13 protein-coding genes are annotated in these 13,522 nt (G+C 72.7%); 7 read left to right on the forward strand and 6 right to left on the reverse strand.

The genetic code is table 11. The features are described 5' to 3' along the window. The first annotated feature begins 223 nt into the window (after positions 1-223). On the forward strand, positions 224-2,143 hold the full coding sequence (locus tag HC362_RS22500) for a SpoIIE family protein phosphatase (protein ID WP_243085796.1): 1,920 nt from the start codon (positions 224-226) through the stop codon (positions 2,141-2,143). A gap of 77 nt (positions 2,144-2,220) precedes the next feature. Here HC362_RS22500 and hemW read toward each other — a convergent pair whose 3' ends face one another. Genes hemW through HC362_RS22515 form a run of 3 tightly spaced genes read right to left on the reverse strand, consistent with a single transcriptional unit; the run spans position 2,221 to position 5,163 of the window. Next, complete coding sequence (gene hemW / locus HC362_RS22505; protein ID WP_243085797.1) at positions 2,221-3,444, reverse strand: radical SAM family heme chaperone HemW; 1,224 nt, start codon at positions 3,442-3,444, stop codon at positions 2,221-2,223. Between the two features lie 58 nt (positions 3,445-3,502). Continuing rightward, entirely contained in the window at positions 3,503-4,345 is an 843-nt protein-coding gene (locus HC362_RS22510) for a DUF3097 domain-containing protein (protein WP_243085798.1), read from the reverse strand. A gap of 35 nt (positions 4,346-4,380) precedes the next feature. Beyond that, a complete protein-coding gene (locus HC362_RS22515; RefSeq protein WP_243085799.1) occupies positions 4,381-5,163 on the reverse strand; it encodes an MBL fold metallo-hydrolase in 783 nt (260 codons plus the stop codon). A 243-nt stretch (positions 5,164-5,406) separates the two neighbouring features. Between HC362_RS22515 and hrcA the strand changes: the two genes are divergently transcribed. The 6 genes from hrcA to HC362_RS22545 all read left to right on the forward strand — a co-directional run bounded on the left by hrcA (position 5,407) and on the right by HC362_RS22545 (position 11,148). Continuing rightward, entirely contained in the window at positions 5,407-6,423 is a 1,017-nt protein-coding gene (gene hrcA / locus HC362_RS22520) for a heat-inducible transcriptional repressor HrcA (RefSeq protein ID WP_209263198.1), read from the forward strand. After that, positions 6,424-7,557 carry a molecular chaperone DnaJ gene (gene dnaJ / locus HC362_RS22525; RefSeq protein ID WP_243085800.1) on the forward strand — a complete coding sequence of 378 codons (1,134 nt, stop codon included), beginning with the start codon at positions 6,424-6,426 and terminating at the stop codon, positions 7,555-7,557. A gap of 199 nt (positions 7,558-7,756) precedes the next feature. Next, positions 7,757-8,842 (forward strand): nitronate monooxygenase, encoded by a 1,086-nt coding sequence (locus HC362_RS22530; protein WP_243085801.1) that lies wholly within the window; start codon positions 7,757-7,759, stop codon positions 8,840-8,842. Beyond that, positions 8,839-9,576: a 16S rRNA (uracil(1498)-N(3))-methyltransferase gene (locus tag HC362_RS22535; RefSeq protein WP_243085802.1), complete on the forward strand. Its 738-nt coding sequence runs from the start codon at positions 8,839-8,841 to the stop codon at positions 9,574-9,576. The genes HC362_RS22530 and HC362_RS22535 overlap by 4 nt, the downstream gene beginning before the upstream one ends. Before the next feature lie 238 nt (positions 9,577-9,814). Beyond that, entirely contained in the window at positions 9,815-10,198 is a 384-nt protein-coding gene (locus HC362_RS22540) for a histidine triad nucleotide-binding protein (protein ID WP_243085803.1), read from the forward strand. Between the two features lie 29 nt (positions 10,199-10,227). Continuing rightward, entirely contained in the window at positions 10,228-11,148 is a 921-nt protein-coding gene (locus HC362_RS22545) for a ribonuclease Z (RefSeq protein WP_243085804.1), read from the forward strand. A gap of 32 nt (positions 11,149-11,180) precedes the next feature. Here HC362_RS22545 and era read toward each other — a convergent pair whose 3' ends face one another. The 3 genes from era to HC362_RS22560 are packed head-to-tail and all read right to left on the reverse strand — an operon-like array spanning position 11,181 to position 13,488. Continuing rightward, on the reverse strand, positions 11,181-12,155 hold the full coding sequence (gene era, locus HC362_RS22550) for a GTPase Era (RefSeq protein WP_243085805.1): 975 nt from the start codon (positions 12,153-12,155) through the stop codon (positions 11,181-11,183). 47 nt (positions 12,156-12,202) lie between these two features. Beyond that, a complete protein-coding gene (locus HC362_RS22555; RefSeq protein ID WP_243085806.1) occupies positions 12,203-12,562 on the reverse strand; it encodes a cytidine deaminase in 360 nt (119 codons plus the stop codon). A gap of 44 nt (positions 12,563-12,606) precedes the next feature. After that, positions 12,607-13,488, reverse strand: coding sequence for a helix-turn-helix transcriptional regulator (locus HC362_RS22560; protein ID WP_243085807.1), 882 nt, complete (start codon positions 13,486-13,488; stop codon positions 12,607-12,609). Positions 13,489-13,522 lie beyond the last annotated feature (34 nt).

Raw genomic sequence — 13,522 nt, forward strand, 5'->3', positions numbered from 1 at the left:
GGACCTGGACAAGGACCGGGAACGGGACCTGGGAAGGCGAGCAGAGTACCCGGCGGTTGCCCGATGTCAACCGTTCACAGCGGAAAACGGCGGTGTTCGGCCACGATTTCCGTGACTCCGTGCGTATGACCGGGCCCCTTCTGTCACCCTTGCTCTACCGCGCCGAGCGCGGTGAGGGAACGGCCGGGGGGAGTGCCCGGGGGAGAGCCCGGGGAGGGGTGCGATGGACAGCGCGGACGAGGCGGACACCACAGCGGCGGACAGGCAGCACAGGGCGGACAGCACGGCCACGGCACCTCCGTCGGATGCGTTACAGCCCGGCGGTGAACTGCCGCACGCCATCCGTACCGAACTGCCGGGCAACGCGCTCGCGGCCTCAGCTGCGCGCGGCTTCGCACACGCCGTGCTCGACAGATGGGGCGTGCGCGGCACCTGCGCCGAGGACACGGTGTTACTGGTCAGCGAACTGGTGACCAACGCCGTCGTGCACGCGGGCACCTCGGTCGAGGTGGAGTGCCGCTACGCCGCCGGGGTCGTCTACGCGGAGGTCGCCGACCGCCACCCCGCCCGCCGGGTGGCCGCGCACGGTGAGGAGGGCCACGGGCTGCGGCTGGTCGGGGCGCTGGCCAAGGAGTGGGGCATCAGCTATCGCAGGGACCGTAAGGCCGTATGGTTCCAACTCGGTCCCGCACCGCACGCTCTGCCGGCCGACGAGGACGAGCCGGGCACGATCGCGTCCCACTGCCCGCCCGGCGAGCGCCTGCCCGGAGTCTCCGCGTATGGCGAATTCCCGCCGCTCGAATTCCCCGCGCCGTCCGGAACCCCCGCGCCGTGCGAGTTCCCGCCCGGCGGGGCCGGTCCCGGAGCGGCCTGCCCCGGCGAAGCCCCGGCCGCCCCCTCGGACGGGTACCGCGAGTGGACCGGCAACGGCGCGCTCTCCTTCCTCGCCGAGGCGTCCGACCTGCTGGCCGGGCACACCGACGAGGACAAGGTCGCCTCGCTCGCCGGGCAGCTGATGGTGCCGCGCTTCGCGGACTGGTGCGCCGTATGGCTGCGGGACGACGAGCGCTCCCGGGTGCCCCGGCTGGCCCGGGTCTGGCACGCGCAGGAGAGCCGTATCGAGGAGCTGCGCGCCGAACTCGCCGGACAGCCGCCCGTCCCCGCGGCCGGCGTGCTGCCCGGCCAGGCGTCCCCCTGGTGCCGGCCCGGCGAAGCGTCGGACGGTACGCCGCAGGGCGCCTCGGTCCTGTGCGAGCTGGTCGTCGGCGGCCGCCCCGTGGGCGCGCTGGTGATCGGGCGCGCCGGGCTGCTGCGGATACCGGACGAAGTGCTGGGACTGGTCGAGGACTTCGCACGCCGGGTGGCGCTCGCCGTGCTCTCCGCGCGCCGCTACGCGCTCCAGGCGAACATCAGCCAGATCCTCCAGCGCGGGCTGCTGCCCCGCGAGAAGATGCACGTGCCAGGGCTCGACACCGCGCTCGTCTACGAGCCGGCGGGCGAGGGCGCCTGGGCGGGCGGTGACTTCTACGATCTGCTGCGGCTGCCCGACGGCCGCTGGCGCTTCGCGCTCGGCGATGTGTGCGGCAACGGCCCGGAGGCGGCCGTGGTCACCGGACTGGCCCGCCCCGTGCTGCGGCTGCTCGCCAGGGAGGGCCACTCGGTTCCCGAGACCCTGGACAGGCTCAACCGGGAGGTGGGCGAGCAGGCGCGGTTCCTCTCGGTCGTCTACGGCGAACTGTCCTTCCGGGACGGGCTGGTGGACTGCACGCTCACCTGCGCCGGGCACCCGCTGCCGCTCGTCAGGGACGCCGCGGGGACGGTGTGGACGCCCGCGCGGCCCCAGTTGCTCCTGGGCATCGCACAGCAGGTCAGCTACGAGTGCCAGTCCTTCACACTGCGTCCCGGCGACACCCTGCTGTGCGTCACCGACGGGGTGACCGAACGCCGCAGCGGCCGCCGGCTGTTCGACGACGGTGACGGTCTCGCGGCCCGGTTCGCCGCCTGTACGGGACTGGACGCGGCGGCCACGGCCGAGCACCTGCGCCGAGCGGTGTACGCCTTCGCGCCCGACCTGCCCGCCGACGACCTGGCCATGCTGGTGCTGCGGGTGCCGGAACCGGCCGAGGCCGTACTCGACGGCTGACCGCACCGGGAAACGACTGCGCCCCCGGCCCCGGGAAACGGCTGCGCCCCGGTCCCCGGGAAACTCCGGCCCGCCGCTCAGTCCACCAGGTCCCTGACCACCGCGTCCGCCAGCAGCCGGCCCCGCAGCGTGAGCACCGCACGCCCCTCGTCGTACGGGCCCGGTTCCAGCAGGCCCTCTTTCCGGGCCCGCTCAGCGGCCCGCGCACCCTGGGGCGCGAGCAGCGAGAGCGGGCAGCCCCGGCTGAGCCGTAGCTCCAGCAGGATCCGCTCGACGCGCCTGTCCTCGGCGGTGAGCAGCTCGCGCCCCGCGCCGGGCGAGCGGCCCTCGGCCATGGCCTGCGCGTACCCGGCGGGGTGCTTGACGTTCCACCAGCGCACGCCGCCCACATGGCTGTGCGCGCCGGGGCCGACGCCCCACCAGTCGGCGCCCGTCCAGTACAGCTCGTTGTGCCGGCAGCGGGCGGCCTGCTGGCCTCCGGCCGCCCAGTTGGAGACCTCGTACCACTCCATACCGGCCGCCGTCAGGCGCTCCTCGGCGATCAAGTAGCGGTCAGCGTGCACGTCGTCGTCGGTCATCGGCACCTCGCCCCGCCGGATACGCCTGGCCAGCTGGGTGCCCTCCTCCACGATGAGCGCGTACGCGGAGATGTGGTCGGGCCCCGCGGCCAGCGCGGCGTCCAGGGAGGCGCGCCAGTCCTCGTCCGTCTCGCCCGGCGTGCCGTAGATCAGGTCGAGGTTCACATGGGAGAAGCCCGCCTTGCGCGCCTCCGCGACGCACTCCTCGGGGCGCCCGGGGGTATGCGTACGGTCCAGCACACGCAGCACGTGCGGGCGGGCGCTCTGCATACCGAAGGAGACCCGGTTGAAGCCCTGGTCGCGCAGCTCGGCGAGGTAGTCCGGATCCACCGACTCGGGGTTCGCCTCGGTGGTGACCTCGGCGCCGTCGGCCAGCCCGAACTCGTCCCTGACCGCCGCGAGCATCCTGCCCAGATCGGCGGCGGGGAGCAGGGTGGGCGTGCCGCCGCCGACGAACACCGTCTCGACCCGGCGTGGATCGTCCCCGAGCACCTTGCGGGCCAGCCGGATCTCCCAGGCGGCCTGCTCCGCGTAGCCCTCACGGGAGGTTCCGCCCAGCTCGGTGGCGGTGTAGGTGTTGAAGTCGCAGTAGCCGCAGCGGGTGGCGCAGTACGGGACGTGCAGATAGAAGCCGAGCGGGCGGCCGGCGGCGCCGTCGAGCGCCTGCGGGGGCAGCGAACCGTCGCGGGGCACGGGCTCGCCGTCGGGAAGTGCGGAGGGCATGCTCCCATTGTCCGGCACCGCCGGGTGTCCTACGGGGCAGCGGCCGATGTGCGCACCGTCACACGGTGACGAAGTCGATCAGTTCTTCGACGCGGCCCAGCAGCGCGGGCTCCAGGTCCTTGTAGGAGCGGACCCGGCCCAGCAGCCGCTGCCAGGCGGCGCCGGTGTTCTCTGGCCAGCCCAGGGCCCGGCACACCCCGGTCTTCCAGTCCTGGCCGTGCGGCACCCGAGGCCAGGCCCGGATGCCGGCGGACTCCGGCTTCACGGCTTCCCAGATGTCGATATAGGGGTGCCCCACCACCAGGACGTGGTCCCCGCTCACCTCGGCGGCGATCCGCGACTCCTTCGAGCCGGGCACCAGGTGGTCGACCAGCACCCCGAGCCGGGCATCGGGGCCGGGCGAGAACTCCTCGACGACGGCGGGCAGGTCGTCGACGCCCTCCAGATACTCCACGACCACCCCCTCGATCCGCAGATCGTCGCCCCAGACCTTCTCGACCAGCTCGGCGTCGTGCCGTCCCTCGACGTAGATACGCCCGGCGCGCGCCACCCGGGCCCGCGCGCCGGGCACGGCCAGGGAGCCGGAGGCGGTCAGCCGAGGCCCGGCCGCCGCGGCCGCTGCGCCGCCACCGGAACCGGTCCGGGGGCGTACGAGCGTCACCGTGCGCCCCTCCAGCAGAAAGCCCGCCGGTGCCATCGGGAAGACCCGGTGCTTGCCGAAGCGGTCCTCGAGGGTGACCGTCGGGCCCTCGGCCGTCTTCTCACACCGCACGACAGCCCCGCAGAACCCGGTGCTGACCTCCTCCACCACCAGGTCCGGCTCGGCGGCCACCTCGGGCACGGCCCGCTTCCGCCTCCAAGGAGGGGTGAGGTCGGGGTTGTCGTAACGGCTGCTGCGCATGCCGCACATTCTGCTACGCGCCCGGTGCCGGGCGGCTACATCCCGTACGACGCGAACCGGTGTGCCAGCTCCTCCCGTTGTGCCCGGACGAACTCCGCGTCGACCACTGCCCCGTGCCCCGGTACGTAGACCGCGTCCTCGCCGCCCAGCGCGAGCAGCCGGTCCAGCGCGGCGGGCCAGCGTGAGGGGTGCGCGTCGGGTCCCGCCTGGGGCGTGCCGGACTCCTCGACCAGGTCGCCGCAGAAGACGACGTCGGGGGAGCCGGGCACCAGTACGGCCAGGTCGTGCTCGGTGTGCGCGGGGCCGACATTGACCAGTACGGCCTCGCGCCCGCCGCCCAGATCGAGGGTGAGCTGCCCGCTGACCGCGTGGTGCGGGCGCACCAGCACATCGGCGGCCTCCGCGGCCTCGTCCTCCAGCAGCCCGTTCGCCACGGCGTCGTCCCGCAGCACCTCGGCGCTCCGGCTCAACAGCTCGGCGGCGCCGACCGCCGCGTACACCTCGGCGCCGGAGAAGACGGCCGTGCCGAAGACGTGGTCGAAGTGCGGATGGGTGAGGACCACCCGCGTCACCCGGTTCCCCAGCCGTGCCCGCACATCCGCGCGGATCTCGGCGCCCTCCCGCAGCGAGGACCCGGCGTCGATCAGCAGCACGCCGCCGTCGCCGCCGTCACTGCCTTCGACGCTGACGGCGCCCACCGTCGCGTCCCACTGCGGCAGTCTGCGCCGCAGCACCCCGGGCGCGAGCTGCTCCCAGCGCCGGTCGCCGGCGTCACCGGCCGACGAATTCTGCCTGGTGTCTTCCCCGAACGGCTGCATGGGACGACGCTAACCGCAGCCCGGCGACGGCGCCCTCGGCGCACCGCCCCTCGGCGCACCGAAAGGAGCGGGCGGGGCCCGGTGGCGCGGTACCGTCGGGCCTGCGATCAGGCGGCCCTTGCCCTGGCCGTGGTGACCGGCCGTACACTGGCTCAGGGACTTGGCACTCCGGCACGAAGAGTGCCAGAGACAGACCGCCAGGAACGGGACTGAAGACCAGCGGCCGGACGGGAGGTGTGCGCCTTGCTCAGCGAGCGTCGACTTGAAGTCCTCCGCGCCATCGTCCAGGACTATGTGGGGACGGAGGAGCCGGTGGGCTCCAAAGCCCTCACGGAGCGTCACAACCTGAAGGTGTCCCCGGCCACCGTCCGCAACGACATGGCGGCGCTGGAGGAAGAGGGGTACATCGCCCAGCCGCACACCAGCGCGGGCCGGATCCCCACCGACAAGGGGTACCGCCTCTTCGTCGACAAGCTCGCCGGGGTCAAGCCGCTCTCGTCGCCCGAGCGGCGCGCCATCCAGAACTTCCTGGAGGGCGCCGTCGACCTCGACGACGTCGTCGGCCGTACGGTACGGCTGCTCGCGCAGCTCACCCGGCAGGTGGCCGTGGTGCAGTATCCGTCGCTGACCCGTTCGACGGTGCGCCACGTGGAGCTGCTGGGGCTGGCGCCCGCGCGGCTGATGCTGGTGCTGATCACCGACACCGGGCGGGTCGAGCAGCGGATGATCGACTGCCCGGCGCCGATCGGGGAGACGGTATTGGCGGACCTGCGCGCCCGGCTCAACAGCCGGGTCGTCGGTGAGCGCTTCACCGAGGTCCCGTCCCTGGTGCAGGACCTGCCCGAGGCGTTCGACGCCGACGACAGAGGCACGATCCAGACGGTCCTGGCCACCCTGCTGGAGACCCTGGTCGAGGAGACCGAGGAGCGGCTGATGATCGGCGGCACCGCCAATCTGACCCGCTTCGGGCACGACTTCCCGCTCACCATCCGGCCCGTACTGGAGGCCCTGGAGGAGCAGGTGGTCCTGCTGAAGCTGCTCGGAGAAGCCAAGGACCCGGGTATGACCGTACGAATCGGGCATGAGAACCAGCACGAGGGACTGAGTTCCACATCGGTCGTCTCGGTCGGTTACGGTTCGGGCGACGAAGCAGTCGCCAAACTCGGCGTGGTCGGACCGACCCGCATGGACTACCCCGGAACGATGGGAGCTGTACGCGCAGTGGCACGGTACGTCGGACAGATCCTGGCGGAGTCATAAGTGGCGACGGACTACTACGCGGTCCTCGGCGTGCAGCGTGACGCCTCGCAGGACGAGATCAAGAAGGCGTTCCGCAGACTCGCGCGCGAGCTGCACCCGGACGTCAACCCGGACCCGAAGACCCAGGAGCGGTTCAAGGAGATCAACACCGCTTACGAGGTGCTCTCGGACCCGCAGAAGAAGCAGGTCTACGACCTGGGCGGGGACCCGGCCTCGGGCGCGGCGGGCGGCGGAGCCGGCGGCTTCGGCGCGGGCTTCGGCAACTTCAGCGACATCATGGACGCCTTCTTCGGTACGGCGGCGCAGCGCGGCCCGCGCTCGCGCACCCGCCGGGGCCAGGACGCCATGATCCGGCTGGACATCGACCTCGAAGAGGCCGCGTTCGGCACCACCAAGGACATCCAGGTCGACACCGCCGTCGTCTGCAACAGCTGCAACGGCGACGGCGCGGCGCCCGGCACCTCGGCGCAGACCTGCGACATGTGCCGTGGCCGCGGTGAGGTCTCCCAGGTCACCCGGTCCTTCCTGGGCCAGGTCATGACCTCCCGGCCGTGCCCCCAGTGCCAGGGCTTCGGCACCGTGGTGCCGACCCCCTGCCCGGAGTGCGCGGGCGACGGCCGGGTGCGCTCGCGGCGCAGTCTGACGGTGAAGATCCCCGCCGGGGTGGACAACGGCACCCGCATCCAGCTCGCCGGCGAGGGTGAGGTCGGCCCGGGCGGCGGACCGGCCGGTGACCTGTATGTGGAGATCCACGAGAACGCCCACCCGGTCTTCCAACGCCGTGGTGACGACCTGCACTGCACTGTCACGATCCCCATGACGGCTGCGGCTCTCGGCACCAAGGTGCCGTTGGAGACGCTGGACGGCATGGAAGAGGTGGACATCCGGCCCGGCACCCAGTCCGGACAGTCGATTCCGCTCCATGAGCGGGGTATCACCCACCTGCGTGGGGGCGGTCGTGGCCAGTTGATCGTCCACGTGGAGGTGACGACGCCGACGAAGCTGGAGCCGGAGCAGGAGGAGCTTCTGCGTCGGCTGGCCAAGCTGCGTGGCGAGGAGCGCCCGACGGGCCAGTTCCAGCCGGGCCAGCAGGGCTTGTTCTCCCGTCTGAAGGATGCCTTCAACGGGCGGTGAGGGGCGGCTGTTTGTTTCGGCCGGGGGCCCGGGGGTTGTCCCCCGGGGGTGGGGTCAGCCGGGCCAGCAGGGCTTGTTCTCCCGTTTGAAGGATGCCTTCAACGGGCGGTGAGGTGCTGCCGCTGACCCGGCCGGGGGTCCGGGGGTCGCCCTGGATGGGTGCGGTCGGGTCGTGGTGGGGGCGTGACAGGATGTGGCCATGGCCAACTCGTCGCCCTCGATCTCCGAGCTGACTGCGCATCCCGTCATCCAGGCGCCGATGGCAGGCGGGGTCTCCCGTCCCGAGCTGGTCGCCGCGGTGAGCGAGGCGGGGGGTCTGGGTTTCCTGGCCGCCGGCTACAAGACGCCGGAGGCCATGTACGAGGAGATCCGGCAGCTCCGGCAGCTGACGGGGCGTCCGTTCGGCGTCAACCTCTTCATGCCGCAGCCCCCTACCACCGACCCGTCCGCGGTCGACGTCTACCGCGAACAGCTCGCCGGTGAGGCCGCCTGGTACGAGACGGAGCTGGGCGACACCGACTGCATGACGGACGACGCGTACGAGGCGAAGCTGGCGATCCTCTTCGACGACCCGGTACCCGTCGTCTCCTTCCACTTCGGCTGCCCCGCCCCCCGGGCGCTGGAGCGGTTCGCGGAGCTGGGCACCCGCACCATGGTGACCGCGACGTCGGTCGCCGAGGCGCGGGCCGTGCAGGCGGCCGGTGCGCACGCCGTGTGCCTGCAGGGCATAGAGGCGGGCGGACACCAGGGCACCCACCGCGACGACGCGCAGGGTGACCGGGGGAGCGGCGGTATCGGGCTGCTGTCACTCCTCACACAGGTCAGGGAGGCGGTGCGGCTCCCACTGGTCGCCGCGGGCGGGCTGATGCGCGGAGAGCAGATCGCCGCCGTCCTGGCCGCCGGTGCGGTGGCTGCGCAGTTGGGCACCGCCTTTCTGGCCACCGAGGAGTCCGGAGCACATCCGCTGCACAAGCGGGCGCTGACCGATCCGCTCTTCACCCGCACCGAGCTGACCCGGGCGTTCTCCGGACGCCCGGCGCGAGGGCTGGTCAACCGTTTCATCAGGGAGCACGGCCCGTACGCGCCCGCCGCCTATCCGCAGCTCCACTATCTGACGGCGGACCTGCGCAGGGCGGCGGCGAAGGCGGGGGACCCGCAGGCGATGGCGCTGTGGGCGGGTCAGGGGCACCGGCTGGCACGGGAGTTGCCCGCCGGGGAACTGGTGGAGGTGCTGGTGGCGGAGCTCGCCGAGGCGCGTGCCGCACTCTCGGAGGCGGCTTCGTGAGCGCGCCGGTCTTTCTCGCCGACTCCGGTCTTCTGCGTCCGGGCCCGGTGGTGCTGGACGGGCCGGAGGGGCGGCACGCCGTCTCGGTACGCAGACTGCGGCCGGGCGAGGAGGTCGTGCTGACGGACGGCGCGGGAACGGGCGCGTACGGGAGCGTGACAGCCGCCGAGGGCAAGGACCGGCTGACGGTCGACGTCCGCGAGGTCCGCCACGAGCCGGAACCCCGCCCCAGCCTCACCGTCGTCCAGGCGCTGCCCAAGGGCGACCGGGGCGAGTTGGCGGTGGAGACGATGACGGAGACGGGCGTGGACGCCGTCGTTCCGTGGGCCGCGTCGCGCGCGGTGACCCGGTGGAAGGGCGAGCGGGCGGCCAAGGCGCTCGCCAAGTGGCGGAACACGGCACGGGAGGCCGGGAAGCAGGCGCGTCGGCTCCGCTTTCCCGAGGTGACCGAGCTCGCCTCGTCGCGCCGGGTCGCCGAGCTGCTGGAGTCCGCGGACTTCGCCGGGGTGCTGCACGAGGAGGGCAGCACCCCGCTGGCCACCGCCGAGCTGCCGGTGGCGGGGGAGATCGTGCTGGTGGTGGGCCCCGAGGGCGGGGTAGCCCCGGAGGAACTGGAGCTGTTCGCCGAGGCGGGTGCCGCGCCGTTCCGGCTGGGGCCGAGCGTGCTGCGGACCTCGACGGCCGGTACGGCTGCCGCCGCCGTTGTGCTCGCCCGCTGCGGCCGCTGGAGCTGAGCGACCGGGCGCGGGCCGGACCTGGGCCCAGGACCCGGTCCTGGGCCCGGACCCGGTCCTGGGCCCGGACCCGGTCCTGGGCCCGGACCCGGTCCTGGGCCCGGACCCGGTCCTGGGCCCGGACCCGGTCCTGGGCCCGGGACCCGGACCCGGAACCGGTCCTGGGGACGAGGGCGGGGCGCGGCGGGCCCCGAGCCGCACGCCGGGGCGCTGACGGGTGCTCGGGTAACATCCCGGCATGGCTTCCAACGGAGAACCGCAGCCGGACTGCCTGTTCTGCAAGATCGTCGCGCGTGAGGTGCCCGCGACGCTGGTGCGGGAGACCGACACGACCGTCGCGTTCCGGGACATCAACCCGCAGGCGCCCACCCATGTGCTGGTGATTCCCAAGGCGCACTACCCGGACGCGGCCTCCCTCGCGACCGCCGCGCCCCAGCTGATGGCCGATGTGGTGCGGGAGGCCGGTGAGGTCGCGGCGATGGAGAAGATCGCGGTGGCGGACGGCGGCCCCGGCACCGGGTACCGGGTGGTCTTCAACACCGGTTCGGGCGCGGGCCAGACGGTCTTCCACGCGCATGCGCACGTGCTCGGGGGCCGTGGCCTCGAATGGCCGCCCGGGTGAGGTCCGTCGAGACGGGGCGGTGAGCCCGGGTGTCGGTCCGCGAGCTGGTCGTACTGGGCACCGCGAGTCAGGTGCCCACCCGGCAGCGCAACCACAACGGGTATGTGCTGCTGTGGGACGGCGAGGGCATCCTCTTCGACCCGGGTGAGGGCACCCAGCGGCAGATGCTGCACACCTCCGTCGCCGCCCACGATCTGACCCGTATCTGTCTGACGCACTTCCACGGCGACCACACGCTCGGACTGCCCGGGGTCATCCAGCACATGAGCCTCGACGGAGTGCCGCACGAGGTGACGGCGTACTTTCCGGCGAGCGGGCGCTCCTACTTCGAGCGGCTGCGCCATGCCACGCCGTTCCACGACACGGTGCGGCTGCGCGAGGCGCCCATCAGCGAGCCCGGGATACTCGCCGGCGGCGCCGATGAGCCGCAGGTGCCCTTCACCCTGGAGGCGCGGCGGCTCTCGCACCGGATCGACACCTTCGGGTACCGGCTGACGGAGCCGGACGCACGCCGGATGCTGCCCGAGCGGCTGGCGGCGCACGGTATCAGCGGCCCGGACGTCGGCCGTCTCCAGCGCGAGGGCGAGCTGCGCGGCGTACGGCTGGAGGAGGTCAGCGAGCCACGGCGGGGACAGCGCTTCGCCTTCGTCATGGACACCCGGCTGTGCGAGGGGGTCCACGAGCTGGCCGACGGCTGCGACATGCTCGTCATCGAGTCGACGTTCCTGCAGGCCGACACGGAACTGGCCGAGGTCTCCGGTCACCTGACGGCGTTTCAGGCCGGTCGGGTCGCCGCCGAGTGCGGCGTACGGCACCTGGTGCTGACCCACTTCTCGCAGCGCTACCAGGACACCGCGCTGTTCGCCGCCGAGGCCCGGGCCGCCGGGTTCGAGGGCGAACTGACGGCGGCGCGGGACCTGATGCGCATCCCGGTGCCCAAGCGGGCCTGACACCCCCTGCGCGGGGCAGCACTCTTAAGGGCTCAGAAGCCGAGCCGGCGCAGCTGCTTGGGGTCGCGCTGCCAGTCCTTGGCGACCTTGACATGCAGATCGAGGAAGACGGGCGTCCCCAGCAGCGCCTCGATATGCCGCCGCGAGGTGCTGCCGACCTCCTTGAGGCGCTTGCCCTTGGGGCCGATGACGATGCCCTTCTGGCTGGGCCGCTCGATGAAAATGTTGGCGTGCACATCCAGCAGCGGACGGTCCGCCGGGCGGTCCTCGCGGGGCACCATCTCCTCGACCACCACCGCGATCGAGTGCGGCAGCTCGTCCCGTACACCCTCCAGCGCCGCCTCGCGGATCAGCTCGGCGACCATGACCTGCTCGGGCTCGTCCGTAAGATCGCCGTCCGGGTACAGCGGCGGCCCCTCGGGTAGCAGCGGCACCAGCAGCTCGGCCAGCAGGTCCACCTGCGAGCCCTCGGTGGCGGAGACCGGGACGATCTGAGCCCACTCGATGCCCAGCTCCCGCCCGAGCTGGTCAACGGCGAGCAGCTGCTCAGCGAGCGCCTCCCTGGTGACCAGGTCGGTCTTGGTGACCACGGCGACCTTGGGCGTGCGCTTCTTCAGCTCGGCAAGCTCACTCGCGATGAAGCGGTCACCCGGGCCGATCTTCTGGTCGGCCGGCACGCAGAAGCCGATGACGTCGACCTCGGCCCATGTGGTGCGCACCACGTCGTTGAGGCGCTCGCCGAGCAGCGTGCGGGGCTTGTGCAGACCGGGGGTGTCCACGAGGACGAGCTGCGCCTCGGGGCGGTGCACGATGCCGCGCACCGTGTGCCGGGTGGTCTGCGGCCGGGTGGAGGTGATCGCGACCTTCGTGCCCACCAGCGCGTTGGTCAGCGTCGACTTGCCCGCGTTGGGGCGGCCGACGAAGCAGGCGAAGCCCGACCGGTGCGGTCGGTCCTCGTGAGGGAGGCCGCCTTCTGTCTTGCTGGCGGGGGCGGAAGATGCGTTCATGACGACCATTGTCCCTGACGGCGGCGCGGGGTGTGCGGGGTGAGGCCTCAGCCCGCCGTCACCGTGGTGTGCACCTCCCCGTCCGGCCCCGCCAGGAGTACGGGGGTGGCCGGGCCGCCCAGGTCCCGTACGGTCGCCAGATCCTCGGCCGGGACCTGCTCGGCGTCGGAGACCACCGCCGCCGCCTCCAGGGACGTGGCGCCCGAGGCCACCGCCATCGCCACGGCCGTGCGCAGCGCGGACAGCCGGAGCGAGGGCAGCGCGACCGACCCGGCGACATAGGTGCGCCCCGTCTCGTCCCGTACGGCGGCGCCCTCCGGGACGGCGTTGCGCGCGCGGGCACTGCGCGCCAGGGTGACGATCTTGCGGTCTTCCGGGTCCAGCCCGGCGGTGCTCTGGTCACTCATGACGGCGAGCATATGCGGTGCCACCGACAGCGCTGCCGGGTGGCTCAGCCCGCGACCTGGCGCATCGCCGCACGCCGTACACCCGGCTCCGCCAGCCGCTGGAGCTTCTCCGCCGTGCCGGTGCCGGGCACCGGGTTGTGCAGGATGAGCCTGAGGTCGGGCCGGGCCGGCACCTGGAGCGTGGTCGACTCGAAGTACAGCGCGCCCACCACCGGATGGTCCAGCTCCTTGAGCCGCTGACCGGGGCGGCACACATCCCCCAGCTCCCACAGCGCGCGGAACTCGGTGCTGTTCTCCAGCAGCTCCTCCAGCAGCAGCTGGAACCCCTCGTCCTCGGGCCACTCGGCCAGCGAGGCACGCAGCTCGGCGACGACGACCGGCGCGTTCTCCTCCCAGCTGACGGCGCGGGCGCGGTAGCGCTCGTCGCAGAAGAAGTTGATGATGCAGTTGTTCTGCACTTCCAGATTGAACGCCAGCCGTGCCGACTCGTTCAGCCCGACGGCGCTGTAGTACGGGTCCATGATGTGCGCCGGGTACGGCATCCAGCCGTCCATCAGCCGCTGCATCCCGGCGCACAGGTGGTCGCGGTCGTGTTCGGACTCGGGCAGCGGCGGGTTCAGCCCCGCCAGGACGTACAGGTGGCGGCGCTCGGCGGGGTTCATCCGCAGCACCCGCGCCACCGCGTCGAGCACCTGCGGCGAGACGGTGATGTCCCGGCCCTGTTCCAGCCACTGGTACCAGGAGGCACCCACCCCGGCGAGTACGGCCACCTCCTCCCGGCGCAGCCCGGGCGTCCTGCGCCGGGGACCGCCCTCGGGCAGTCCGGCCTCCGCCGGGGAGACCCGGGCTCTGCGGGAGCGCAGGAACGTGCGCAGTTCCTCACCGCGCCGGTTCCGCTCCGCTCGACTCCTCGTGGCACTGGCCACCTGATCCCCCTCCTGACTGGTGGTGCGGGCACCA

It is taken from the genome of Streptomyces sp. 891-h (assembly GCF_022760275.1).
GTDB classification, from domain to species: Bacteria; Actinomycetota; Actinomycetes; order Streptomycetales; family Streptomycetaceae; genus Streptomyces; species Streptomyces spirodelae.